16 protein-coding genes are annotated in these 21,892 nt (G+C 69.9%); 7 read left to right on the top strand and 9 right to left on the bottom strand.

What is annotated here, in order from left to right; all coding sequences use genetic code 11:
• Window positions 1–92 precede the first annotated feature (92 nt).
• Together serC and TBR22_RS02300 are read right to left on the bottom strand one after the other, a co-directional pair.
• A complete protein-coding gene (gene serC / locus TBR22_RS02305) occupies window positions 93–1,190 on the bottom strand; it encodes a 3-phosphoserine/phosphohydroxythreonine transaminase (RefSeq protein ID WP_239491340.1) in 1,098 nt (365 codons plus the stop codon).
• Between the two features lie 129 nt (window positions 1,191–1,319).
• Window positions 1,320–2,531, bottom strand: a complete 1,212-nt coding sequence (locus TBR22_RS02300; RefSeq protein ID WP_239491339.1) for a DUF1015 domain-containing protein — start codon at window positions 2,529–2,531, stop codon at window positions 1,320–1,322.
• 229 nt (window positions 2,532–2,760) lie between these two features.
• On the opposite strand from TBR22_RS02300, the gene TBR22_RS02295 reads away from it, so the two are divergent.
• Together TBR22_RS02295 and TBR22_RS02290 are read left to right on the top strand one after the other, a co-directional pair.
• Window positions 2,761–4,071: a M23 family metallopeptidase gene (locus TBR22_RS02295; protein WP_239491338.1), complete on the top strand. Its 1,311-nt coding sequence runs from the start codon at window positions 2,761–2,763 to the stop codon at window positions 4,069–4,071.
• A 288-nt stretch (window positions 4,072–4,359) separates the two neighbouring features.
• Complete coding sequence (locus TBR22_RS02290) at window positions 4,360–6,018, top strand: M20/M25/M40 family metallo-hydrolase (protein ID WP_239491337.1); 1,659 nt, start codon at window positions 4,360–4,362, stop codon at window positions 6,016–6,018.
• Window positions 6,019–6,207: 189 nt separating this feature from the next.
• Here the strand turns inward: TBR22_RS02290 and TBR22_RS02285 are convergent, their stop codons facing one another.
• Window positions 6,208–7,182, bottom strand: a complete 975-nt coding sequence (locus TBR22_RS02285) for a sugar phosphate isomerase/epimerase (protein WP_239491336.1) — start codon at window positions 7,180–7,182, stop codon at window positions 6,208–6,210.
• A 51-nt stretch (window positions 7,183–7,233) separates the two neighbouring features.
• Between TBR22_RS02285 and TBR22_RS02280 the strand changes: the two genes are divergently transcribed.
• On the top strand, window positions 7,234–8,337 hold the full coding sequence (locus tag TBR22_RS02280) for a winged helix DNA-binding domain-containing protein (protein ID WP_239491335.1): 1,104 nt from the start codon (window positions 7,234–7,236) through the stop codon (window positions 8,335–8,337).
• Window positions 8,338–8,488: 151 nt separating this feature from the next.
• On the opposite strand, the gene TBR22_RS02275 is transcribed toward TBR22_RS02280, so the two are convergent.
• The 3 genes from TBR22_RS02275 to TBR22_RS02265 all read right to left on the bottom strand — a co-directional run bounded on the left by TBR22_RS02275 (window position 8,489) and on the right by TBR22_RS02265 (window position 13,322).
• Window positions 8,489–10,414, bottom strand: coding sequence for a DNA/RNA helicase domain-containing protein (locus TBR22_RS02275; RefSeq protein ID WP_239491334.1), 1,926 nt, complete (start codon window positions 10,412–10,414; stop codon window positions 8,489–8,491).
• Window positions 10,415–10,516: 102 nt separating this feature from the next.
• Window positions 10,517–11,086 carry a hypothetical protein gene (locus tag TBR22_RS02270; RefSeq protein ID WP_239491333.1) on the bottom strand — a complete coding sequence of 190 codons (570 nt, stop codon included), beginning with the start codon at window positions 11,084–11,086 and terminating at the stop codon, window positions 10,517–10,519.
• Window positions 11,087–11,276: 190 nt separating this feature from the next.
• Window positions 11,277–13,322 carry a winged helix-turn-helix domain-containing protein gene (locus TBR22_RS02265; RefSeq protein ID WP_239491332.1) on the bottom strand — a complete coding sequence of 682 codons (2,046 nt, stop codon included), beginning with the start codon at window positions 13,320–13,322 and terminating at the stop codon, window positions 11,277–11,279.
• Window positions 13,323–13,611: 289 nt separating this feature from the next.
• Between TBR22_RS02265 and TBR22_RS02260 the strand changes: the two genes are divergently transcribed.
• The 4 genes from TBR22_RS02260 (at window position 13,612) to ggt (ending at window position 18,061) form a co-directional block, all read left to right on the top strand.
• Window positions 13,612–14,649: a beta-propeller fold lactonase family protein gene (locus TBR22_RS02260; RefSeq protein ID WP_239491331.1), complete on the top strand. Its 1,038-nt coding sequence runs from the start codon at window positions 13,612–13,614 to the stop codon at window positions 14,647–14,649.
• A gap of 48 nt (window positions 14,650–14,697) precedes the next feature.
• Window positions 14,698–15,687 (top strand): aldo/keto reductase, encoded by a 990-nt coding sequence (locus TBR22_RS02255; protein WP_370651564.1) that lies wholly within the window; start codon window positions 14,698–14,700, stop codon window positions 15,685–15,687.
• Window positions 15,688–15,824: 137 nt separating this feature from the next.
• Window positions 15,825–16,349: a YfiT family bacillithiol transferase gene (locus TBR22_RS02250; protein WP_239491329.1), complete on the top strand. Its 525-nt coding sequence runs from the start codon at window positions 15,825–15,827 to the stop codon at window positions 16,347–16,349.
• Window positions 16,346–18,061, top strand: coding sequence for a gamma-glutamyltransferase (gene ggt / locus TBR22_RS02245; RefSeq protein WP_239491328.1), 1,716 nt, complete (start codon window positions 16,346–16,348; stop codon window positions 18,059–18,061). Before TBR22_RS02250 ends, ggt begins: the two co-directional genes overlap by 4 nt.
• 71 nt (window positions 18,062–18,132) lie before the next feature.
• Here the strand turns inward: ggt and TBR22_RS02240 are convergent, their stop codons facing one another.
• The 3 genes from TBR22_RS02240 to malQ form a co-directional block, all read right to left on the bottom strand.
• Window positions 18,133–18,558, bottom strand: a complete 426-nt coding sequence (locus TBR22_RS02240) for an OsmC family protein (protein ID WP_239491327.1) — start codon at window positions 18,556–18,558, stop codon at window positions 18,133–18,135.
• 133 nt (window positions 18,559–18,691) lie between these two features.
• Window positions 18,692–20,170: a thioredoxin-like domain-containing protein gene (locus TBR22_RS02235; RefSeq protein ID WP_239491326.1), complete on the bottom strand. Its 1,479-nt coding sequence runs from the start codon at window positions 20,168–20,170 to the stop codon at window positions 18,692–18,694.
• Window positions 20,171–20,322: 152 nt separating this feature from the next.
• Entirely contained in the window at window positions 20,323–21,888 is a 1,566-nt protein-coding gene (gene malQ / locus TBR22_RS02230; RefSeq protein WP_239491325.1) for a 4-alpha-glucanotransferase, read from the bottom strand.
• Between the last annotated feature and the right edge of the window lie 4 nt (window positions 21,889–21,892).

Below are 21,892 nucleotides of genomic sequence, written 5' to 3'. Positions count from 1 at the left end.
CCTTCGACTACGCTCAGGGCGAGCGACCGCGCCGTTGGCTGGCTGACGGCGGGGTGGGTCCCCCGCCCTACCTGGGTGCCGTGCGAGACAGGCTATCCGTGAATACGCTCGAACTCGCGCATGAACTGCACGAGCGCCTCGACGCCCGACTCGGGGAACGCGTTGTACATCGAGGCGCGGAGACCGCCGACCGAGCGATGCCCCTTCAGTCCGTCGAGTCCCTCGCGCGTCGCGGCCTGCGCGAAAGCGTCCTCGAGCGACTCGTCCCGCAACCGGAAGGTGATGTTCATCAACGACCGCGAGTCGGCATCGGCGTGACCGCGGTAGAAGCCGGTGCGGTCGATCTCGGCGTACACCGCGGCCGCCTTGCGCGCGTTGCGCGCGCCCAGCGCCTCGAGGCCGCCCTCGGCACGCATCCACCTGGCCACCAGGCCGAGGATGTAGATGCCGAACGTGTTCGGCGTGTTGTACCTGGACCCGTGCTCCGCGTGCACCGCGTAGTTCAGCATCGTCGGCAGCGACGAGGAGGAACGCGCGAGGAGGTCCTTCCTGATGACGACCAGCGTGACGCCGGAGGGGCCGAGATTCTTCTGCGCCCCCGCGTAGACGACGCCGTAGCGGGCGACGTCGATCGGGCGGCTGAAGATGTCCGACGACGCGTCCACGACGAGCGGCACGTCGCCGACGTCGGGCATCGCCGGCCACTGGCTGCCGTAGATCGTGTTGTTCGTGGTGAGGTGCACGAAGGCCGCCGACGGGTCCAGGTCGAGCTCGTCCTGGCGCGGCACGCGCCGGAAGCCGCCGGCCTCGGTGGAGGCGGCCACACGCACCGCACCGAGCTTGCGGGCCTCGGCGATCGCTTTCTGCCCCCACACCCCCGTGATCACGTAGTCGGCGCTCCCGCCCGGGGGCAGCAGGTTCATCGGCAGCATCGAGAACTGCAGGCTCGCGCCGCCCTGCAGGAACAGCACGGCGTGCGAGTCGGGGATGGCTGCCACCTCGCGCAACGTGGATTCGGCCTCCTCGAGAATCCGGTCGAAGGGCCTCGACCGGTGACTCATCTCCATCACCGACATGCCGGCGCCCGGGAACTCGAACAGGTCGCGCTGCGCCTCGAGGAGCACCGGCTCGGGGAGCACGGCGGGCCCGGAGGAGAAGTTGAATACGCGATGCGTGGCGGTGAGGGTCATGGCAGGGGCCATTGGAAATCTCAGAATTTCAGGATTTCAGAACTTCATTCAGGACTTCAAGTAGCACCGGAGCTGGTCGACGGTTGGCAGTGCCGATGAAATTCTGAAATTCCTGTACTTCTGCAATTGCTAGATCTCGTGGCTCAGCAGCCCGTCGCGGAGCTTCGGCTCGAACCACGTCGACTTGGGCGGCATGATGGCGCCCGCGTCGGCGATGGCCATCAGTTCGTCGAGCGTCACCGGGTACATCGAGAAGGCGATCGCCGCCTTCCTGGCGTTCACGAGCTTCTCGAGTTCACCCGTCCCACGGATGCCGCCGACGAAATCGATGCGCGTGTCGGTGCGCGGATCGGCGATGCCGAGGATGGGCGCGAGGAGGCGGTCCTGCAGGCGCGACACGTCGAGCGTCCGGATCGGATCGGCAGGGTCGGTGGACTGGTCGCCGAGCGTGAGCGTGTACCACTTGCCACGGACGAACACGCCGCACTCGCCCTTGCGGGACGGCGACGGCGTACCTGCCGACATCGGGAACTGCTGCGACAGCACCGTCAGCAACGCCTCCACCGTGTGGCCGTTGAGATCCTTCACCACGCGGTGGTACGGCAGGATGCGCATCTGGCTGTCGGGGAACGCCACCGCGAGGAAGAAGCTGCCCTCCTCGTCCGGCTCGGCGCCGAGCGCCTCCTGCGCGCGTGCGGCGCTGGCAGCCCGGTGGTGCCCGTCGGCGATGTACAGGCGCGGCACATCGGCGAACGCCGCCACGAGCGCCTGCGCCTGCTCCGGCGTGGCCGCCCATACCGTGTGCGCGATGCCGTCGTCTGCCGTGAAGTCGTAGAGCGGCGTGCCGGCGGTCACGGCGGCGATGGCAGCCGTCGAGGCATCCGTGCCGCGATAGGTGAGCAGCACCGGGCCGGTCTGCGCACGCAACTCCGTGATGTGCCGGGTGCGGTCGTCTTCCTTGTCCTTGCGGGTCCGCTCGTGCTTCAGGATGACGTCGCGGCGGTACTCGTCCACCGAGAAGGCGCCGGCCAGGCCGGTCTGCTCGTGGTCGCCCATGCGCAGGCGGTAGACGTACAGGGTCGGCCTGGCGTCCTGGACCAGGGCACTGGAGCGAAACGCCTCGAACGTCTCCCAGGCGCGGGTGTACACCTCATCGGCGTAGGGAGAGACGGTCGACGGCAGGTCGATTTCGGCCCGGGAGACGTGCAGGAAGCTGTTCGGCTTTCCGGCCGCGAGGGCGCGCGCCTCCTCGGTGCTGACGACGTCGTAGGGGACGGCTGCGATCTCGGCGGCGAGGTCAGGGCGGGGGCGGAGGGCGCGGAACGGTCGAACGAGGGCCACCCGACGATTCTATCGGTCGCCATTTGAAATTGGAGAATCTGAAATTCTGGCGCGCCGGCTCCGCCTTGGCGCGGGCGAGGGCCAGGGCCCGAGCCTCTGGCATTTCCAATTTCAAATGTCGAATTGCGCGCTGGATCACAGTTGTGGGGGGTGGAAACGATACACAATCGGCAACCGAACAAAATTTCGTAGCGGGGTTGTTCAAAAGTTTGTATCCTGACGGCCCGGAATGACGACCCGCTCCTTCTCCTTCGCCTTGACGGTCGCCGTGCTCACGGCCGGCTGTTCGCAGCAACCGGCGCCCCAGGCGTCGGCCACGGCGCTGGCGGCGGTGCAGGTGCATGAGCAGGCCACCCGGCTGATCGAGGCCCGCGTGCCCCGGAACGCCACGCTGGCCAGCCTGCTGCGCGCCCACCAGGTCAGCGACGACATCGTCAACCACTTCGTCGAGACCGCGAAGAAGCGGTTCGACCTCCGCCGTCTCCGCGCCGACCGGCCGTATCGCCTGCAGGTCGGGCTCGACGGCGCGATTCGCGAGTTCACCTACCAGATCGACGCCGACAAGTTCCTGAAGGTGGTCGGCGGCGACGAGAAGGCCGCGCCCGACGCCCTGCCCGAGTACGACGTGCAGGTGGTGCCCTACGAGAAGCACAAGGCACTGATGTCGATTCGTGGCGAGATCTCGAGGGAGACCCCGTCGCTCATCGGGGCGGTGAACGCCGCCGGCGAGAGCATCGGCCTGGCGCTCGAGTTCGCCAAGATCTTCGAGGGCGAGGTCGACTTCGGCAACGAACTGCAGCCGGGCGACTCGTTCGAGATCCTGTTCGAGAAGGTCGTCCGCGAGGGCGAGTTCGGCGGCTACGGCGACATCCTCGCCGCCCGGTTCACGACCGGCGGCCGCAGCTTCGAGGCCTTCCGGTACGAGATCCCCGGCCAGAAGGCCGACTACTACGACCGCGACGGCCGGTCGATGCGCCGCTTCTTCCTCAAGACGCCGCTGAAGTTCGAGCCGCGCGTGACGTCGGGCTTCTCGTTCCGTCGCGTGCACCCGGTCCTCAAGACCGCCCGGGCCCACCGCGGCGTGGATTACGGCGCCCCGAGCGGCGCCCCGGTGCTCTCGGTGGCCAGCGGCACGGTCGTCCGGGCCGGCTGGACGGGCGGCGGTGGCAACTCGGTCTACATCAAGCACGACAACGGCTACGAGACGCGCTACCTGCACTTCTCGCGCATCGCGCCGGGCCTGCGGGCCGGCATGCGGGTGTCGCAGGGCGAGCTCATCGGCTACGTCGGATCGACGGGCCTGTCGACCGGTCCGCACCTCCACTACGAGCTCCTCAAGGGCGGCGTGCACGTCAACCCGCTCGACGAGCATCGCAAGCTGCCCCCGGGACAGCCGATCCCGGCCGGCGCCCTTGCGGCCTACATCGCGCACCGCGACCGTCAGGCCTACCGCTTCGCCGGCTCGCCGGACCGCCCCCTGGGCCGTCTCGCCCAGGCCGTCGTCCCGACGAGCAAGCCGGCCGCCGCCACCGGCAACTGACGTCGAAGGGCAGGGCCGGCGCTGGCCGGCTCTCTGCCCCGTCTCGGGGCGGCTACCGCCCCCGCCTTCCTCACTGAATCAGGACCTGATACCGATAGCAGCCGACCGTCGTGTCGGTGTAGTCGCCGACGACCAGCACATAGGTGCCGGTCTGCGGGGTCACGAAGTCGATCCGCGAATTCCCACCTTCCCGCAGCCGTCGGCGGGGCACGGGACGACAGGCTAAACTGATCGTTTGGCGCGGTCGGCCCCGTCCGGCGTGCCTGCCCGATTCAAGGAGCTGAAGAGATGCTTCGACTGTCCTCCCCTCGCCACGCGCGCCGCGCCCTCGTCGGCGCGACCCTGATCGCCGGACTGCTCGCCGCCCCCGCGGCCGCGCAGACGCGCGACCAGGCCGACCTCGACGCGCTCACCCGCATCAAGCAGGAGGGCACCAGCAACTCCAAGGTGATGGAGACGCTGAGCTACCTGACCGACGTCAACGGTCCGCGGCTGACCAATTCGCCCCTGATGTACCAGGCGTCCGAGTGGGCGCAGCAGCAGCTCAAGGCCTGGGGCCTGGCCAATGTCCACACCGAGAAGTGGGGTCCGTTCGGGCGCGGCTGGGTGAACGAGCACACGTCGGTGCGCATGGACGCGCCGCAGCCGTTCGTGATGCTCGCCTACCCGAAGGCCTGGACGCCCGGCACCGATGGCGAGGTCAGCGGCGAGGCCGTGGCCGTGACGATCGACAAGGAGGAGGACTTCGCCAGGTACAAGGGCACGTTGAAGGGCAAGTTCGTGCTCGTGTCGCCGCTGCGCGACATCGCCGCGTACTTCGAGTCGCCGACCCGTCGATACACCCAGAGCGGGCTCGACGAACTCTCGCAGGAGCAGTTCGGGGCGCGCCCGCGGTTCCCGGCCGGCATGAACTTCGGCGCCCCGGCGGCGCTGCGCAAGAAGCGGATGGCCTTCTACAAGGAAGAGGGCGTGCTCGCGGTGGTGGAGATGTCGTCGGGCATGCGCGGCGACAACGGCACGGTGATCGCGCAGGGCCCGGCGCCCGGCGAAGGTGACCGCACCGTGGACGGCCAGGCGCCGCTGCCGCAGGTGGTGCTCGCGGCCGAGCACTACGGCCGGCTGATGCGCGTGCTCGACAAGAAGCTGCCGGTGAAGCTCACGATGAACGTCCGCAACCGCTTCGTGGACACGACGCTCGACAGCCACAACATCATCGCGGAGCTGCCCGGCACCGACAAGGCCGACGAGATCGTGATGATCGGCGCGCACTTCGACTCGTGGCACACGGGCACGGGCGCGACCGACAACGCGGTGAGCTCCGCGGTGATGATGGAGGCGATGCGCATCCTGCAGGCCTCCGGCCTCAAGCCGCGTCGCACCATCCGCATGGCGCTGTGGACCGGCGAGGAGCAGGGCCTGCTCGGATCGCGCGCCTACGTGAAGGAGCACTTCGCCGACCCGACCGACATGAAGCCGAAGCCGGAGCACGGCAAGCTGTCGGTGTACCTGAACATGGACAACGGCGGCGGCGCCTTCCGCGGCGTGTACCTGCAGGGCAACGAGGCGGCGGCACCCGTGTTCGAGGCGTGGATGAAGCCGTTCCACAACCTCGGACTCCAGTCGCTCACCATCCGCAACACGAGCGGCACCGATCACCTCGCATTCGACTCGGTGGGGCTGCCCGGCTTCCAGTTCATCCAGGATCCGCTCGAGTACTCGAGCCGGACGCACCACACGAACCTCGACCTCTACGAGCGTGCCGTGCCGGCCGACCTGATGCAGAACGCGATCGTCGTCGCGTCGTTCGCCTACCAGGCCGCCAACCGCGACGCGCTCTTCCCCCGCAAGCCGATGCCGAAGGCGCGCCCGGCCGGGCAGGGCACGCCTGGCATGCCGCCGGCAGGGACGCCGGGGACCGCGGCGGCGCGGCCAGTGACGCAGCGATAGGGACCGGGCACCGGGCACCGGGCGCCGGGCACCGGGCGCCGAGAACCGGGAGGTCGGGTCGGCTGTCTCGGCACGGCCGACGTGGCAACGGGCGCGCTCATCACGGGCGCGCCCCTTCTCGTTTGCTCGTCGTGCCGCAAGCTGCAAGGCCGGAGATACCGGGGGCGGGCCGGCAAGTGGGCCAGGCCTTCAGCGCGGCGTGGCGATCGCGTCGCGGAGCTCGCCGAACAGCCGCGTGACCTCAGCGCGCGGGTCGTAGTCCTTCCGCCGCATCGACAGCGTCTCGATCGGCACGTACCCCCGGTAGCCGGCACGCCTGATGATGCCGACCAGGCGCGGCACATCGAGCCGCGGCGACGCCGTGCTACTGTCCAGCGTCTCCTTCACCTGCCAGTTCACGGCGTACGGCGCCACCAGGGCGATGTCGGCGTACGGGTCGTCGGTGAGGTACTTGCCGGTGTCGACCAGGGCGGCGCACCACTCGTGGTCGACGCGGTCGAGCAGGGACAGGTGCTGCGGGCCCGTGCTGATGAAGTCGCCGTGGTTCTGCACGGCGACGATCACCCCGAACCGCCGGCCGTGCTCGGCGCATTCGCGCAGCGCGTCGGCCATCCAGCGCTCGACGGTGTCCCGGCTCGCGTCGCCCGACGCCTGCTGCCAGGTGCGGAAGGGCGGCTGCGCGTCGGCGAACGCGCGCACGGTCGGAGCCCCGAGCCTTGCCGCCACCTCGATCCACGTCCTGATGCGCGCCACGCCTTCGGCGCGCACGCCCGGGTCGGCCGCCGTGAAGTCGTTGCGCACGCCCGTGCCGCTGATCGCCAGGCCGCAGTCGAACGTGTGGCGCTTGAGCCGCCGCAGATAGTCGTCGGCGGGCGAGGCCGGATAGCCGGGGAAGAAGTAGCCCGTCAGGTCGACCGCGTCACTGCCCAGCTCGGCGCAGAAGTCGCACACGCCGAACAGGTCGAGGCCCTGGCGCGGATCCCTGGCGTTGGCGTTGAGCAGCTCGAGGAACGAGTAGGCATTGACGGCCGGCTTGAGGCGCGCGCCACCCACCCGCCTGATCGGTGGCGCAGTGGCCGCCGCCGGGACGGCAAGCAGGCTCGACCGGCCCGCGAGCGGCAGCATGGCGGCGTACTCGAGAAAGGTCCTGCGCGGCTGTGCCATGGGAAGGCGCTAGTGTATGGCGATTGCCCGCCGTGCCGCCTGGAGCCGCTCATGATCCTGCCGGAACGCTTGCGTCACCACTTCCTGACGGGTCGCACCAGGCCGGCACGCCCCGACCAGGTCGTTCGCTGGTTCGGCGCCGTCCAGGCGCAGGACTTCGCGGGCGCACTCTGGGCGCTGGCCCAGCGCCTCGCCGCGCCGACCACGGAAGCGGCGTTGCTCGCGGCCTTCGACGAGGGCGCCTTCATCCGCACGCACGTGCTGCGTCCGACCTGGCACTTCGTGGCGCCCGAGGACCTGCGGTGGATGCTGGCGCTCACGGCCCCCCGCGTCCACGCGGCCAACGCCGCCCGATACGCCGAACTGGGGCTCGACGCGCGGACGCGCGCGGCCGCGGAACGGGCATTGGCGAAGGCCCTGGCGGGCGGCGTCTCCCTGACGCGGCAGGAGCTCGCCGAGGCCCTCGGGGTCGCCGGCATCCCGCCCGACGGCCAGCGCCTGCCTCACCTGCTGATGCACGCCGAGCTCGAGGGCGTGATCTGCAGCGGGCCGCGCCGCGGCAAGCAGTTCACCCATGCCCTCGTGGATGCGCGGGTGCCCGCCTCCCCCGCGCGCAGCCGCGACGAGGCCCTGGCGGCGTTGATGCAGCGCTACGTGGCCAGTCACGGCCCGGTGACCGCACGCGACGCCGCGTGGTGGTCGGGGCTGACGATACAGGACGTGCGCGCGGGACTGGAGGCCGCAGGCGACGCGTTGACGCGGTGGAACGAGGACGGGATCACGTGGTGGGTGGCGGCGGGTCCACAGGCGCCGGCGCGCAGCCGGCCGCGACCGGCTGGCGGCGACGACGCCGTGCACCTGCTGCCGAACTACGACGAGTACGTGGTCGCGTATCGCGACCGCACGGTGCTGCTGCACCCGTCGACGCCTGTCACGTCGCTGGCGCAGTCGGCGCTGCTGATGCAGCCGGTGGTGCACGAGGGCGTGCACGCGGGCACGTGGCGACGAGCGCTTCCGACACGTCGCGGCGGACCCGTGACCGTCGACGTGCAATGGATCGAGCGCCCTGACGAGGCGGAGGCGAGCGAGAGCGTGGCGGCAGCGGAGCGCTACGCCGCGTACCTCGGCGCTCCGCTGGTGGTCGAGGTGCGGTGAGAATGCCGCGATACCGGGAATGGAGACCGGCGGGCTGGGGGGCAGCGGCGAGCCGCCCCCCGCAGTCCGCTTTTGGGCGGCCGCATGCTTCAGGAAGACGGCAGGAGCGCCGGTCGCCATCGACTTCGTTCGGTGCGGGCCACCCCGGCCCTCACAGCACCGTAAACCCGATGTCGACAAAGTACTGCCATGTCTCGTCGAGGCACTCCAGCGGCGGGACGAAGATCGCGCATGCATCACGACCGCGCGTCAACAAGACCCGGTAGGAGTTCAGGCGCAGCTGCATGGCGTCCTTGACCATGCCGCGACGCTGGTACTTCGACGCGAGCGAGTTGGACCAGGCGCCATCGACCAGTCGCAGGTCCGAGCCCCATGCCAGCAATGTGGCGTCGAGTTCCAGCCCCTGTGCCGCAAACTCCGTGACGCACTCTTCCATCAACCGGCAACTGCGACTCGCGTACGCGTCCTCCGCATCGCCATACCAGGGGCCTACGCGTACGCGCTTGGTCGACTGAAAGTCGTTCATCACGCCGAACTTCACCAGGTCGCGATCACGGGAGGATGCCAGCACGCCGAAGCGCGCGTCCCTGTCGTCGCCATAGCGCTCCCGCATGTAGGCCTTGGCGACCTCCAGTGACCGCGTGATCCGGAAGTTGAATCCCACATGCTCGAGTGCCGCGGCTTCGGGACGCAGTTCTTCCGCAGCGGCCGCCTCGAGAAGGCGTCGTACGAAGGCGTGAAGTTCAGACGCCTGGTGTTGACGAAGGCTGGTGTCGAGGTTGAGTGCGGGATGGACGCGAAGTGGCACGAAGGCCCCCTCGAAGACCTCCGCTACAGCCAGTGGCGCATGGACGGTCCACTGGTTGGCAAGCCTCGAACCCTCCACAGCGATGCGCCACTGCCCGAGGCCGCCCTCCTCGCCCACGTGAATCTCCTGGCCTGTGCCAATCAGCCCCAGGACCACACACCACCCCTTCACCCGATCCGCAAAATCGATGAAGTGCTCGGGCTCGGACCTGGCCGGTCCATGCTGGTCGGGATGCTTGGCCGCGACCATCTCCGCATCAAAGGCACGCTGCGCTTCGTCGAAGATGAGGATGTGCTCGGGAGGCACGAGGTCAGGCCTGCGCGAGTACGTCTTGACGTAGTCCTTGACGCCGCGCACGAAGGTCTTGCCGCCGCCGCCAGACGAACGAAACTCGTACTGGAGGACCTCGACAAGGGGGCCGTTCCCACTGAGGAACACGGCTGGCGACGCCGGACGACCTCCGCCCCGCGATACGGCAAGATCGTCGAGGAATCGCGCGTGCGCGGTTTGCAGCCCCACGAGTGTCTTGCCGGCGCCAGGCACTCCGGTGAGCAGCACCAGGTGGCGCGTGCCGGTGGCGGCCGCGTGGTGGATGATCTCGCTGATCGCGTCGAGCGCGGGCGCAGTGTCCGCGTGCGCCCTGTGGATGCGGCGCAGCGTTCGTGACTCGAACAGCTCGCGTGCCGCCTCGATGAGGGTCGGGAGCGGGCAGTAGGCGTCCTCGTCGAGGAAGCGCTCGCGAGACAGCACGTCGCCCCGCACCGCCCGCGCCGACAGTTGCTCGACCAGCCAATCCACGGCATCGGGGCCGGCCACGTGCACGTGGCCCTCCTGCCCGACGTAGCCACGCGCTCTCGTTGGCACGAGCACGGGTACGACTTCGCGCTCCCAGCATTCACGGTGGTAGCACTTCAGATCGCGGGCGTACGCCGCAGCCTGGTCGATGTCTGCCTGTGACGGTTGCTCCTTGCCCTTCAGTTCGATGACCAGCACGCCGTCGCCCACGAGCAGGACCACGTCTGGCCGACGCGACTCGAGCGGGAGCTCATACTCGAGGATGGCCGAGTACTTCCCCGCCAGCTGATCCCTGAGCAGGACCTCACCGACCTCACGCTGGAGTGGCGGAATCGAGTCCGTCCACGCGCGCAGCTGTTCGGGCGAGGCATCCCGCACGAACGATTGCAACCTGTCTCGGATCGCCTTGGGATCGGACGCGGAGAACCCGGGGAAGTCAGACTCCCAACCGTAACGCGCGCGCTGCTCGGTCATGCCGCGCCAGGATACTCACGGACACTGCCGCTGGCCATGGAGTACTTCTCCTCGCCCTCACATGCCAGGCCGCGAGTGGCCGAAGGCCCTCGCCCGAGCATTTCACATGTCCAATTTCACATTGCGGAGGGCTCGCCAGCGTTGCTCGAGGGCGACAATCGTCACGGCGTAGACGGCGACGATGACGAGCGGCAACACGATGAAGCGCTGACCGGGGAACAGGTAGTGCGCGGCGACGAGCAGGAGCGTGCGTGCACCCGCGTGGAAGTAGCCCACCCAGTGCTGGAGCAACCACGACACCGGCAGCCACATCAGCCCGCTCAGGATGCCGACCGAGAGCGGCAGCGACGAGTGCTCCACCATGAAGAACGGAATCGCGATGCCGTACACCAGCAGCGACATCCCCACGGTGTGGAAGAACAGGGCGTCGAAGGCGTTCTTCGGCCGCGACCTGTCGAGAAAATCCTCGCCGGTGAGTTTCGACAGGCCGATACCGAGATAGGCGATCGAGCCGGTCGCGATGAACAGCACGAGCCAGGCGGCACGCGGCGCGAACACGCCGCCTGCGGCGACCACCAGCCACGCGACGGTGCCGGCCAGCGGCATGGCGAGGAACCGCCGCGACGCGAACTCGCGCCGCTGCTCGTCGAGGGACTGCGCGGGTGCGGCCATCAGTGGGTCGATGCGTGACTGTCGGCCTTTGACGCGAGCCCGGCGCCCGCGGTTCCGGAGCCGTGCTCACGGGCGGCTCGCCCGGCCGACGGGTCCGACGGCTACAGACTGCCTCGTGGCGCGGCTTGCCGACGTCGTGCGGCCGGTCCTGGCGGCGAGAGGCCGACGGGGCCAGACACGGGTCGGGCGATTACCTGCCGCGCGCGGCGGTGACTGATTCGTCACGCGCGGACCGAGCCGGCTGCGGCAACGGCTCGAGCGGGGGTCGGGAGGCGGGCGCCTGCTCGGCACGCGCGCGCAAGTCACGCAGCAGCGCCCTGAAGGCGGGGACGTCGCGCACCGGCGCGAACAGCGTGTCGTGCTCGATGTACGGCACGCACGGGAATCCGCTGTCGGCAGCACGGGTCAGCCACGTCACGCTCGCCTGCGGATCACGGAGTTGGGCATACGCCGCCGCAAGGCTGTACGCCACGTGGTGGTCCATGTAGCCAGTCCGCAGGATTGCGCCGATGCGCCTGCGGGCCTCCGCACGCCGCCCGCTGGCGGCCTCGATGGAGGCGAGTGAGGCCTGCGCGCGGACATCCGGATGGCCGCCGCGGCGGATCCCCGAGAGCATCGCGCGCGCCTCCTCGACATGCCCGGTGTAGTAGCGGGCCATCGCGAGGTACTGCCGAATCGCGGGCACGTCGGTCCGTGTCTGGCCGAGGACCTGAGAGGCGAGCGTGGCCGTCTGCTCGAACTCCCCGGCGGCCAGATGCACGGCGATCGTGATGCGGGCGGTCTCCAGGTTGGGGAACGGGTTCAGGGTGCGAACCCGCGCCGCTTCCGCTCGCGCCTCGTCGAGTCGCCCCAGGTGGTAGAAGGCGCGCATGCGGACCACATGCGCGAGATCGAGGGAGGGGTCGAGCGCCAGGGCGCGGCTGGTGTGCGACAGGACGGCACCCCAGTCGAACCGGCCATAGAGGGTGCCGGCCGCGTTTGCCAGCGCGAGGTGCGCGTCGGCCAGGCTCGGGTCCTGGCTCAGGGCCTGTTGTCCCTCGCGCTCCGCACGGGCGCCCCAGGCGTTGGCCTCTTCCTCGTAGGCGTACCGCACGCTGAACCAGGCGAGCCCCGTCGCCAGCGCAGCACGTGCCAGCGCGTAGCCGGGATCGCGCGCAAGCGCCTGTTCGAACAGGTCCAGCGCCTCCCGCATGTGGTCTTCCGAGTAGTCGACCAGGCGCGCACGGCCGCGCAGGTAGAGGTCGTACGCCACGGGGTCGCGCGTGTATCGCACGTGCAACCGCGCGACCTCGGGCGGCGACAGCTCCACGCGGAGCGCGTGCACCACCTGCTCGGCAATCGCATCCTGCACGTGCAGCAGGTCCGTGCGGGGCTCGTCGTAACTGCGCCCCCAGACGGCGACCCCGTCGGCCTCGACCAGTTGAACGCTCACGCGCCAAGTGCCGGCCAGCGGCTGGATGGTGCCGACGAGCAGGTGCCCGACGCGGAGGGCGGCTGCGATGCGAGCTGGCTCCAGTGGGCCGTCGCGAAACGGCAGCACGGCAGAAATGGGCCGCACCCTGAGCTGCCGCACGTTGGCGAGCCGTGTGGTGATCGCTTCCGCGATGCCGACGCCCATGTAGGAGATGTCGCCCGGCTCGGGCGAGGGCAGCACGCGCAGCGGCAGCACCGCGAGCTCGACCGACGAGGTGACCGGCGCTGCCGCTGCTGCGGACGCATCGCCGTGAGGCATGACGAAGCGGACCGCGGCGGTCATCGCCGCGACGAGTAGAACCGCTGCGGCGAGGGTCCACCACGCGTGGTCCCGCAGCCAGGCGTGCCGCCGCGTGGTGGCGGCCGCGAGCCCGGCAGCGTGCGACAGCTCCGTCGGTACCGGCACATCGGCGCCTGGCGGCGACACGACCCGCTGCACGGGCGCGATGAAGCGGTAGCCACGCCTGGCAAGCGTCTCGACGAACTCGGGCGCGTCTGCCGAGTCGCCGAGCGCCTGCCGCAGCTTCTTGATCGCGGTGTTGAGCCCGTGCTCGAAGTCGACGAACGTGTCCTGGCTCCACAACCGCTCGCGCAGCGCCGTGCGTGAGACCACCTCGCCCGGCCGTTCGAGCAGCGCCTCGAGCACCTGGCGCGGGTGCTCCTGGAGCCGAACGCGCTCGCGCCCGCGGTGGAGTTCACCTGCCGCAGTGTCGAGCTCGAATGGACCGAAGCGGAGGCGAGCCTTCGTCGCCCGGGTGTCCATGTGTCCTGCTGTGTGCGCCCAGTGTAGGCGTGCCCCTGGGAGGGGTCAAACACCGCGCGGATGAGTTCACGGCGGGCCCATCGCCGGGGCCACGCGGGCCAGTTCACGCGAAGTTCACCCGGGTCACCATCGTTTCACCACGCGTGCATCGCATCGCGCGCGCCGGTCGCGTAGGGTCAGGCCTAACCCACCACGGCACCCGGCCACGCCCGTCCGCCTGGCACGGGGATCGGCTACCCGCAGGCCGGCGGCGCGCGGCGCGCCTCGCCGCGATGCGACAGGAGGAGCGATGCGTCACTCGATTCGTGTCTACACGACCCTCGGGGCAACGATGGGCCTGGCCTGCTGGGGCGTGGTCACCCTGCCGGCCGCCAGCACCTGGCCGGGCACTGCCGGCACCATCTGGGTGGCCAACCGGGGCGCCCACAGCATCCGCGGCTTCGACGCAGCCACCGGCGCGGTGGTGCGGACGGTTCCCATGGCCACCAACTCGCAACCGGGCGACCTGGCGTACGCCAACGGCAAGCTCTATGTCGCGGAGGAGTTCGGGGCCAGCCCGGCCGTGGTCGTCGTGGACGAGGACACGGGCGAGACGCTCACGCGGATCATCCCTCCTGGCGGCATCCGCCCACACCACGTCCACGCCAGTCCGGGTGGCACCCTGGTGGCAGTCGGCCTGTACGGCACCGACAAGGTCGCGATCATCGACACGCACGCCGACATGCTGATCGGCACGTGGGACGTCGACCCGGACGCTTCCACCGCCCGCGTGCATGCCGCCGTCTTCTCCAACAGCGGGCGCACGATCTATCTGACCAGTGACGCCACCAGCGAGGTCATCGCGATGGATCCGTTCACGGGCACGGTCCTCTGGCGACTGGCGGTTCCGGGGGCACACGAGCTCGCCATCACGCACGACGAGAGGATCGCGTACGTCAGTCGCCGCACGGCCAACCGCATCGCCGTGATCGACCTCACGCAGCCCTACGGGTACGAGGACAGACTCGAGGTCGGTCTGCCCGACACGCTTCGCCTCTCTGCCAACGAGAAGCTGCTGACGGTGGGACTGCGCACCACGCCGGCGCGACTCGCGGTCGTGAACACCGAGACGTTCGAGCACACGCTCGTCACGCTCGGCAGACCGGACGAGCTCACGACGCTCGGCGCTCACCAATGGACGGCGCCGAACGGGCGCTACACGTTCGCCGCGTACGAGGGCGGCACGGCGCCTGGCGTGGCGGTGATCGATCACCCAGCCGGCCACGTCGTGGTGGACCGTTGGCCGTACCCGGGGCGGCCGCACGGCGTGACACACGCTCATCCGTGATCCGACTGCGAGAGCCCTCCCGCTTTCGCGCCAGAATGGGTCATGACCATCCCCCAGCGCGCGCTCGGTCCCGCGAAGATCCCCGTCTCGGCCCTCGGCCTCGGCTGCATGGGCATGTCCGACTTCTACGGCCCGCGCGACGACGCCCAGTCGATCGCGACGCTGGTGCGCGCCGTCGAGCTCGGCGTGACGCTCTTCGACACCGCCGACATGTACGGGCCGTACACCAACGAGCAACTGGTGGGCCGCGCGCTGCGGCCCTTCCGCGACCGCGTGCTCCTGGCCACCAAGTTCGGCATCGTCCGCGATCTCGCCGACCCGTCGAAGCGCAGCATCCGCGGCACCCCCGAGTACGTCAAGGCGAGCTGCGACGGCAGCCTGCAGCGTCTCGGCGTGGATCACATCGACCTGTACTACCAGCACCGCGTGGACCCCGACACGCCGATCGAGGAGACCGTCGGTGCAATGGCCGATCTCGTGAAGGCCGGCAAGGTGCGATTCCTCGGCCTGTCGGAGGCCGGCGCGCAGACCATTCGCCGGGCCCACGCCGTCCACCCGATCGCGGCCCTGCAGTCGGAGTACTCGCTGTGGAGCCGCGACATCGAGGACGACGTGATCCCGACGTGCCGGGAACTGGGCATCACCCTCGTGCCGTACAGCCCGCTCGGGCGCGGCTTCCTCACCGGCGCGATCCGCCGCTTCGAGGACCTGGCCGAGGACGATTTCCGCCGCCGCTCGCCCCGATTCCAGGGCGCCAACTTCGCGAAGAACCTGGCCCTGGTCGACGCCGTCGCGGTGATGGCCCAGGACAAGGGCTGCACGCCCGCGCAGCTCGCGCTCGCCTGGGTGCTGGCCCAGGGCGACGACATGGTGCCCATCCCGGGCACCCGCAGCATCGCGCGCCTCGAGGAGAACCTCGCCGCCGGCGACCTGCGCCTCGACGACGCCGACCTGTCGCGCCTGGAGTCGATCAGCCCCAAGGGCACGGTGGCCGGCGAACGGTACACGCCCGACGGCATGGCGTTCGTGAACAGGTAGCGGGACCGGAGGCGGGAGTCGGGAGTCGGGAGTCGGGAGTCGGGAGGCGGGAGTGGGGAGGCGGGACTGGGGAGGCGGGAGGTGCGGGCGCTAGTCCAAACGTCAAACGTCAAACGTTAAACGTTAAACTTCCCTCCATGTCCGATGCTCTTCGCTACCCGGTAGGCCGCTTCGTCTTCGACGAGAGCGGCGACACGTCGGTACGCCGCGACGCCATCTCCACGATCCGGCAGTTCCCGCAGACCCTGCGAGCGGCCGCCGCCTCCCTGAGCGAGGCGCAACTCGCCACGCCGTACCGCGAGGGCGGCTGGACGGCCCGGCAGGTGATCCACCACGTCGCCGACAGCCACGTCAACGCGTACGTCAGAACGCGGTGGCTGCTCACCGAGGACCGCCCCGACCTGAAGGCCTACGACGAGAAGGCCTGGGCCGAACTGCCCGACGCGGCGCTCACCCCGATCGAGCCGTCGCTGGCGCTGGTGGAGGCCCTGCACCAGCGCTGGGCGACGCTGCTCGAGGCGTTGCCCGACGAGGCCTTCGCACGGGAGATCGTCCACCCCGAGCGCGGCCCGATGACCCTCGACAAGCTGGTGCAGATGTATGCGTGGCACGGGCGGCACCACGTCGCGCACCTGCAGATCGTCGCGGGAACGCAGGCATGACGGCTCCGTCCCGATTCGCCCGCGCCATCGTCGCGGCAGCCGTGGCCGTGGCGTGTGGCGCCACGATGGTCGCGCAGGACCGGCTCTCGGGGCGCCCGTTCGCGTCGCGCTCGGAGGTGATCGCGCGGCACGGCATGGTGGCCACCAGCCATCCCTTCGCCACGCAGATCGCGCTCGACGTGCTGAAGTCCGGCGGCAACGCCGTGGACGCCGCCATCGCCGCCAACGCCTTCCTGGGCCTCGGAGATCCCGGCAACAGCGGCATCGGCGGCGACCTGTTCGCGATGGTCTGGGACCCGAAGACGCGCCAGCCGTACGGGCTCAACTCCTCGGGCCGCTCGGCACGCGGGATGACGCTTGCCGAACTCAAACGGCGCGGGCTGTCGCAGATCCCGGCCAACGGCCCGCTGGCGGTCAGCGTGCCCGGCTGCGTCGACGGCTGGTTCATGCTGCACGCGCGGTTCGGCCGCACGCCGATGGCGCAACTGCTGGCGCCGACGATTGCCTACGCGCGCGAGGGCATTCCCGTCGCGCCCGACATCTCGGACGATTCACGCCTGCGCCTCAGCCAGCGCCTTCCAGCCACGCCGGCTGGCAGCTTCGCCAACCTGCGCGCGCTCTACATGCCGGGCGGCCAGTTCCCGGCCAAGGGCGCGATCTTCCGCAACCCGGATCTGGCCACCAGCCTGGAACTGATCGCCAAGGGCGGCCGCGACGCCTACTACAAGGGGCAGATCGCCAAGGCCATCGCCACGCACATCCAGGCGCAGGGCGGCTTCCTGTCGGTCGAGGACTTCGCCGCCCATACGTCCGACTGGGTGACGCCGGTGAGCACCACCTACCGCGGCCACCGCGTATGGGAGATGCCCCCCAACACGCAGGGCAGCGCCGTGCTGGAGATGCTGAACGTGCTCGAGGGCGTCGACCTGGCGAAGGCCGGCTTCGGCAGCGCCGACCACGTGCACTGGTTCACCGAGGCCAAGAAGCTCGCCTTCGAGGACCTGGCCGCGGTGTACGCCGAGCCGGGCTCGATGAAGGTGCCGGTCGAGAAGCTGCTCACGAAGGAGTACGCGGCGCAGCGGCGCGCCCTCGTGAAGCCGGACGTCGCCGGCGTGTACGACTCGGGCTTCCCCGTCGACAGCCACACCGTGTACCTCACCGTCGCCGACAAGGACGGCATGATGGTGTCGCTCATCCAGAGCAACTCGCTGTCGTTCGGGTCGATGGAAGTGGCGGCGGGCACCGGCTTCGCGCTGCACAACCGCGGCATGTGGTTCGAGCTGCGCGAGGATCACCCCAACGGCTACGCGCCTGGCAAGCGGCCGTTCCACACCATCATCCCTGCGATGGTGACGCGCAACGACGAGCCGTACCTGAGCTTCGGCCTGATGGGCGGCGACATGCAGCCGCAGGGCCACGTGCAGGTGCTGCTCAACCTGATCGACTTCGGGATGAACCTGCAGGAGGCCGGCGACGCGCCGCGCATCTACCACGTCGGCTCGTTCCCGCGCAGCGGACACGTGCCCAACGTCGGCGAGCTGAACCTCGAAGCGGGGTATCCGGCCGAGACGATCCGCGAGCTGATGCGGCGCGGCCACAAGGTGACCCACGCCTACGGCATGTACGGCGGCTACCAGGCCATCATGCGCAAGGACGGCGTGTACTACGGGGCGTCCGAGAGCAGGAAAGACGGATACGCCGCGGGGTACTGATGGCTCGAGGCCCAGGGCTCAAGGCTCAGAATGCTCTCTGAGCCCTGAGCCTGAAGCCCGGAGCTTCGGGACTACGAGACCAGCTTCGCGTCGAGCGTGATCTCCACCGACGCGAGCGCGCGGCTGATCGGGCAGCCCTTCTTGGCCGCCTCGGCGTGCTCGAGGAACGTCGCCTGATCGATGCCCGGCACCACGCCCTCGGTCACCAGGTCGATGCGGGTGATGCTGAAGCCATCACCCACCTTCTCGAAATTCACCTTCGCCTCGGTGTTGATGCGCGTCGCGTTGATGCCGGCCTTGCCGAGGCCCGCCGACAGCGCCATCGAGAAGCACCCCGCGTGCGCCGCGGCGATGAGCTCCTCCGGGTTGGTGCCCGTGCCGCTCTCGAAACGCGACGTGAACGAGTACTGCCCCTCGTACGCGCCGCTCCCGAGCTTCACCGTCCCGTTGCCGTCCTTGAGCCCACCGTTCCACTGCGCCTTCGACGTACGAATCATCTGTGTGTCCTCTCCTGAGTGAATGTTCCGTCGACCTGGAGGTCGACGGCCACGAACCACTGCCATCCGTCGACGTGAACGTCGACGGCCACGTGTTCTGCAGCGTGCTACTCGCGTCGGCCAAGGCCGACGCCTACGTGATGCGGAGCGTGCGGACCTCGCCCGAGGCGATCTCGATCACCCGCACCGCGTGGTTGTTCGTGTCGGCCACGTACACGTGGGTCGACGATGCCGACAGGCCCCCTGGCTCGTAGAAGCAGGCCTGGTGGGGCGCGCCGTCCACGTGTCCGGGACGTCCCGACCCGACCCACCGCGTCACCCGCCCCGACACGGGGTCGAGGCGCCTGATCCGATGATTGTACGTGTCGGCGACCAGGACCTGCCCCTCCGACACCGCCAGCCCGAGCGGGTGCTGGAACCGGGCCGCGTCGCCCTCCCCGTCGACGTCGCCGAATTCGAAGAGATCCCCGCCGGCCAGGGTTCGTACCGTGTTCTCGGGCGGCAGCGCCACTGCGCGCACGATGTTGGCCTCCGCGTCGGCGACCAGGAGCGTCCGGCCGTCGATGGCCAGGCCCGACGGCTGCGCGAACGCCGCGGCGTCGACGTCGCCGTCGGCACGCCCCTCTGCCCCGGTCCCGGCATACCGCAGCACCAGACCGCGCGCCGGGTCGAGCAGCCATACCTGATGGGGGCCGGCCATCGCGATGAACAACAGCCGTCCGTCCCACGCCAGGTCCCACGGCGAGTTGAGGGACGTCTCGAGCGCCGCGCCCCCGTCGGACTGCTGCCACGTCGCCTGGCGCCCCGTCCCGGCAACCGTGCTGACCATCCCGCTCACCAGGTCGATGCGTCGGATGAGGTGGTTGCCCGCGTCGGCCACCCACAGCGTGTCGCCAGCGAGGGCGAGCCCTTGCGGCTCCTGGAACTGCGCGGCGTCGGCCGGCCCGTAGTCACGCCCCGGCGTGCCCGTGCCGAAGACGCGACCGATACGCCCGTCGAGGTCGGTCTCGACGATGCGGTGGTGCTGCGTGTCGGCGATGAAGAGTCGGCCGCCGGCCTCGTCGGCGAGCACCTTCCCCGGGAACGCCAGCGGGCCGTCGTCGGCGCGGTCCACCGGCGCCAGCGGACGTGGTGTGCGATCGAGCAGGCCTTCCTGCTCGAAAACCGTCGCCACGGCGCCGATCACCTCTTCGAGTTGCGCGCCGTGTCCTTCACCCGTCGCCGTCCCGACCACGTAGCCGCGCGGGTCGATCAGCACCTGCGTGGGCCACGCCCGCACCGTGTAGGCCTGCCAGATGCGGAACGCCGCGTCGTTGGCCACCGGGTGCCGGATGCCGAGCCGCTGCAGCGTGCGCCTGATGTTCTCGGTGCTGCGCTCGTTGTCGAACTTGGCCGCGTGGATACCGATGACCACGAGCTCGTCCTGGAACTTCGCCTGCAGACGCTGGAGATCGGGCAGCACGTGCAGGCAGTTGATGCAGCCGTAGGTCCAGAAGTCGAGCAGGACGACCTTCCCGCGCAATTGCGCGAGCGTGATCGGCGCTGGCGTGTTGAGCCAGGCGATTGCGCCATCGAGTTCGGGCGCACGGACGGGGCCGACTTCTTCTTCCATGCGTTCCTGATGTGTGACCGTCGGTTTCGCGAATGTCGCCGTCGCGCTTGCGCGACGGTCGGTGATCTGTCGCTGAGGCCGTTGATGTGTAGCCGTCGACCTTCAGGTCGACAGTCAGTGATGATTCGCTGGGCGTCGGCCAAGGCCGACGCCTACCTCCCTGACGCGTCGACCATTGCGCGCAGGGTCTCGGCGCGCTCGCGTCCCTGCTCATCGTCGAGCAGCCGGTCGACGGGGATGTGTGAGGCCCAGCTCCAGTTCCCGGGGCCGACGGTCGCGGGCACGTTGATGCGATCGCGCCAGCCGAAGAGGTCCTGCAGCGGGAAGATCACCAGGTCCGATCCCGACTGCAGCAGCGTGGCGATCAGCGCGTCGCGGATCGCCTCGTCGAACGGCTGCTCGGGGGTGAAACCGGCCCCGGCGAGCGCCGGAATCGCGAGCAGTGCCGTCTTCTCCTCCGCCGTGGCCGTGTCCCACCAGTCGGCGAGCATGTCGGTGTCGTGCGTGCCCGTGGTCGCCAGCGAGGTGGGTCCGTACGCAGCGGGATCGTGGAAGGGCTGCCCCTCGGCGTGCCAGTCGCGCTCCCAGCGCATCACCTTGTAGCCCGGGAGCTGGAGTCGCTGGAGCGACTCGCGCACGAAGTCGGGGATGGTGCCCAGATCCTCGGCGATGAGGGCCGCACCCGCCGACGCGAAGGCCTCGATCACCGCCTCGCCGAGCGCCCGCTGCTCCGCCTCCTCGCCAGGCACGAAGCGGGGAGCGGCGCCGTCGAGCGGCCGCCAGTACGTGCGGTAGAAGCCCACCAGGTGGTCGATGCGGAAGCCGTCGAACATCGCCGCCATGCGCCGCCCACGGGCGCGCAGCCAGCCGAAGTCGTCGGCGCGCATCTCGTCCCACAGGTACACGGGCAGGCCCCAGTCCTGGCCCGTCTCAGAGAAGGCGTCGGGGGGCGTGCCGACGGTGTACTCGCGCGAGAAGAGGTGCTGGTGCGACCACACGTCGGCGCTGTCGGCACTGACCATGAAGGGCAGATCGCCGACCAGGGCGATGCCGTCGAGATCTCGTCGAGCCTGCTCCCACTGCCGCTGCGCCACCCACTGCAGCCAGCAGGTCTCGAGCACGGCCTCGGCGTGCACGGTCCGCGCCTCGGCGAGCGCCTCGGGGTCGCGCGAGGCCAGCCCTGCCGGCCAGTCCCACCACGCCCGCGCCTCGTGGTGATCGTGGAGCACGCGGAACAACGCGTAGTCGTCGAGCCACCAGGCCTGCTCGGCCAGGTAGGCGCGCAGGTCGCCGGCGCGCGCCGAGTCACGCCTCCACTCGTGGTCGCGGAACCGGAGGAAGGCCCGGTGCAGCGCGCCTTCCTTGAGGGCCATCGCTTCCTCGTACGCGACCCGCGGCGAGGCGTTGAGCGCCGCGAAATCCGGGCGCGTGCCGGACTCGAAGACCGCATCGCCGAGTGCCTGCGCGTCGGGCACCTCGTCGACCGCGATGTACAGCGGCTCGAGGGCCATCGCGCTGAGGGCCGAGTACGGCGAGGTCTGCCCGGTGGCCATGTCGTTGACCGGCAGCACCTGCAGCAACCGCAGTCCCGAGGCGCGGAGCCAGGGGCCGAGGCGAGTCATGTCGGCGATGTCGCCGATGCCCCAACTGCGCGTCGAGCGCGCGGAGAACAGCGGGAGGAGCAGGCCGGCGCGGCGGCCGAGGGACGGATAGGGCATGGTC

Origin of the sequence: Luteitalea sp. TBR-22 (genome assembly GCF_016865485.1) — a bacterium.
Taxonomy (GTDB): domain Bacteria; phylum Acidobacteriota; class Vicinamibacteria; order Vicinamibacterales; family Vicinamibacteraceae; genus Luteitalea.
The sequence above is the reverse complement of the archived record's forward strand: the minus strand, read 5'-3'. Positions and strand labels throughout refer to the sequence as shown.